3 protein-coding genes and 1 pseudogene are annotated in these 3,446 nt (G+C 66.6%); 3 read left to right on the top strand and 1 reads right to left on the bottom strand.

Annotated features, from left to right (window positions below; translation table 11 throughout):
- The 3 genes and pseudogenes from VFT73_RS06665 to ung all read left to right on the top strand — a co-directional run.
- A pseudogene (locus VFT73_RS06665) lies at window positions 1–454 on the top strand (MFS transporter); the annotation flags it as partial.
- Between the two features lie 65 nt (window positions 455–519).
- Window positions 520–2,145 (top strand): S10 family peptidase, encoded by a 1,626-nt coding sequence (locus tag VFT73_RS06660; protein ID WP_326409397.1) that lies wholly within the window; start codon window positions 520–522, stop codon window positions 2,143–2,145.
- A gap of 46 nt (window positions 2,146–2,191) precedes the next feature.
- Entirely contained in the window at window positions 2,192–2,887 is a 696-nt protein-coding gene (ung, locus tag VFT73_RS06655; RefSeq protein WP_326409396.1) for a uracil-DNA glycosylase, read from the top strand.
- A gap of 4 nt (window positions 2,888–2,891) precedes the next feature.
- Here the strand turns inward: ung and VFT73_RS06650 are convergent, their stop codons facing one another.
- A complete protein-coding gene (locus VFT73_RS06650; protein ID WP_326409394.1) occupies window positions 2,892–3,302 on the bottom strand; it encodes a MerR family transcriptional regulator in 411 nt (136 codons plus the stop codon).
- Between the last annotated feature and the right edge of the window lie 144 nt (window positions 3,303–3,446).

Below are 3,446 nucleotides of genomic sequence, written 5' to 3'. Positions count from 1 at the left end.
GCTGCATATCTCCGCGGAGCAGGCCGCGGCAGAAACGGGCGTGGTGCTGATGGTCGGCGCCGGCGCCGCGCTGCTGGCGCAATGGGGGCTGATCCCCAATTTGAACCTGAAGCCGCGCTCGCTCGCTATTTCCGGCGCGCTACTGGCGGCGGCGGGCTGCGTGCTGACCGGTCTTTCCGAGTCGCTGCACATGCTCGCCGTTTCCTACGGCCTAGCGTCGCTCGGTTTCGGGTTCCTGCGGCCGGCCTTCACAGCCGGCGCCTCGCTCGCGGTCGGCCATCACGAACAAGGTGCCGTCGCCGGCCGCACCACGTCGGTGAACGGCGCCTGCTTCGTGCTTGGGCCCTCGATCGGGGTCGGGCTGTATCAGTTCTGGGGCTCGCTGCCCTATCTGGTCGCCGGCGCCGCGCTGCTGGCGATGCTCCCCTGGCTCTGGCACCGCCTAAGCGCCTGATTTGACCATCGGGTTCTCACGTTGCATGGGCTCTCCCGGGTGGTCGAGGGAGAGAGGGCAAGAGGATGCGTTCGACGATTGCGCTGATGATGTTGATGACAGCGGTGGCTGCTCCGGCACAGGAGACCGCCCCCGACAAGACCCCCGCCGCCACCAAGCTGGCGAAATCCCACCAACAGGAGATGATCGCCGAGGCCGAAGACGCCTGGGTGAAGCCGCCGGTCGACGAGCCCGCTTCGGTGAGCCACGGCGCGGTCACGGTCGAAGGCCAGCGCATCGCCTACACGGCGACTGCCGGCACGCTGACGATCCGCGACAATGACGGCAAGCCTACGGGCTCGATGTTCTACACTGCCTATACGAAGGATGGCGCGGCGCCGTCGTCGCGGCCCGTGACCTTCTTCTACAATGGCGGCCCGGGCTCGGCGACCGTGTGGCTGCACATGGGCAGCTTCGCGCCGGTTCGCGTCACCACCGCCAACCCGGAATATATCCGCCCCGCGCCTTATGGGTTCGGGCCCAACCCGCATTCGCTGATCGACAAGACCGACCTGGTCTTCATCGACATGATGGGCGCTGGCTGGTCGCGTCCGCTGGGCGCGAAGACCGGCAAGGATTTCTGGGGTGTCGACCAGGACGCCGACGCCTTCGCGCGCACGATCGAGCGCTATGTCACCAAGAACGGTCGCTGGACCTCGCCCAAATTCCTGTTCGGCGAGAGCTACGGCACGCTTCGGAACGGCGCAGTCGCGGCGTTGCTTGAGGAGCGCGGCCTCAGCCTCAACGGCATCGTCTACCTGTCGTCGATCATGAACTATGGCGTGCGCCAGCCCGGATATGACGCAAACTATCTGACGCTGTTCCCCGGCTACGCGGCAACCGCCTGGTACCACAACCATCTGCAGAACCGTCCGCCGAACCTGGAAGCGTTCCTGCAGGAAGTGCGCGCCTTCACCAGCGGGCCTTACGCTGCGGCGCTGGCCAAGGGATCGACGATCAGCCCCGAAGAGAAGCGCCAGATCGCCGAGCAGATGTCGAAATATATCGGCATCAGCCCGGACTTCATCATGCGCGCCGACCTGCGCGTCGATCTCAACCATTTCCGGACCGAGCTGCTGCGCGACCGCAGGCTGGCGATCGGGCGGCTCGATTCGCGCTACACGCTGATCCCCAGCGACGCCAATGCCGAGCGGCCCGACGACGATCCGTCCTCCACCGCAATCTCCGGTGCGTTCATCTCCAGCTTCATGGATTATGCGAAGAAGACGCTCGGCTATCATCCAACGATGCCGTATCGCATCTCCGCCCGCCAACCCGGCTTCAATTGGGATTGGAAGCATGAGGCGCCGGGCAGCAACTTCTCGCAGAATACGCCGAACACCGCGATCGACCTCGCCTATACGATGCGGACCAATCCGTATCTGAAGGTGCTGTTCCTGAACGGCTATTACGACATGGCGACGCCGTTCTACGGCACCGAATTCGACGTCAGTCACATGCTGCTGGAGCCGTCGCTGCAGCGCAACGTCGAGTTCAAATATTACGAGTCCGGGCACATGGTGTACCTGAACCCGGCGGAGCTCGCGAAGATGCACGATGACCTCGCCGTCTGGTACGATCAGACCCTGTCGGATGCCCGCTCCAGCCAGCCGCCGGCAAAGCCGGTCGCCACCTCGACGGGCGCCAATTAAGCCCTTGGGTTGACACCGCCGCCGGCCTTGCTGATGCCGGCGGCACATGGGCGAGATCAAACTGCATCCGGGCTGGCGGGAACCGCTGAACGGCGAATTCGCCAGCCCGTATATGGCCGAGCTTCGTGCCTTTCTGATCGCCGAGAGGCAGGCGGGCAAACGCATCTTTCCGGCCGGCGGCGAGTGGTTTCGCGCGCTCGACCTGACGCCGCCCGACAAGGTGCGCGCCGTGATCCTGGGGCAGGATCCGTATCACGGCGCCGGCCAGGCGCACGGCCTGTGTTTTTCGGTGCGGCCCGGCACGCGGATCCCGCCGAGCCTCGTCAACATCTACAAGGAAATGGAGGCGGACCTGGGCGTTGCGCCTGCCGGCCACGGCTTCCTCGAACATTGGGCGAGCCAGGGCGTGCTGCTGCTGAACAGCGTGCTGACGGTCGAGCAGGGCCTTGCCGCCTCGCACCAGGGCCGCGGCTGGGAGCGGTTCACCGACGCCGTCATCCGGCTGGTCAACGACCGTCCGGAGCCGGCGGTGTTCCTGCTGTGGGGTAGCCATGCACAGAAGAAGGCGGCGTTCGTCGACTCGATCGAACGCGGCGGGCGTCATCTGGTGCTGAAGGCGCCGCATCCGTCGCCGCTCTCCGCCCATTCCGGCTTCTTCGGCTGCCGGCACTTCAGCAAGACCAATGCCTTCCTGGAAAGCCGTGGCCTGGCGCCGATCGACTGGGCGCTGCCGGCGGCATAGCGCCTCAGGCGGAATCCTCGAACGCGGCGATGATCGGGCAGGGGCCGGCGGCGCTGCCGGCGCAGGCGGTCGCGAGGCGCGTGAGGGCGGTGCGGGCCTGCTGCAGCTCGCCGATCTTCGCATCCAGCGCGGCGAGGCGGCCCGTGGCGAGCTCGCGGGCGCGGGCCCGGTCCTCCGACGCATCGAGCGCCAGCAGCTCGCCGATCTCCTCCAGCGTGAAGCCGGCCGTCTGTGCGGCGCGGATGAAGCGGAGCCGCCGCACATCCTCCGCGCCGTAGCGCCTGACCCCGCCGCCGAGCCCGATGCCGCCGGTGCGCGGCGGCTCAGGCAGCAGGCCGCGGCGTTGGTAATAGCGCACCGTTTCCACGCCGACGCCGCCGGACTTGGCGAGGGCTCCGATCGTGAGCGAATTCATCGCTTGACTCCGTACCATGGTACAGACGTCATATGGGTCAGGTCCGATCCCCGGGCAAGAAGGAGACACGCAATGACCAAGACCGAAGAGACCAAGTCCGCCTGCACCTGCAAGTCCGGCGGCTGCCGCTGCAATCCCTGCACC

This window comes from Sphingomonas sp. (assembly GCF_035758555.1).
GTDB lineage: Bacteria > Pseudomonadota > Alphaproteobacteria > Sphingomonadales > Sphingomonadaceae > Sphingomonas_B.
Note: the sequence above shows the minus strand (reverse complement) of the source record. Positions and strands in the feature narration are given on the sequence as shown.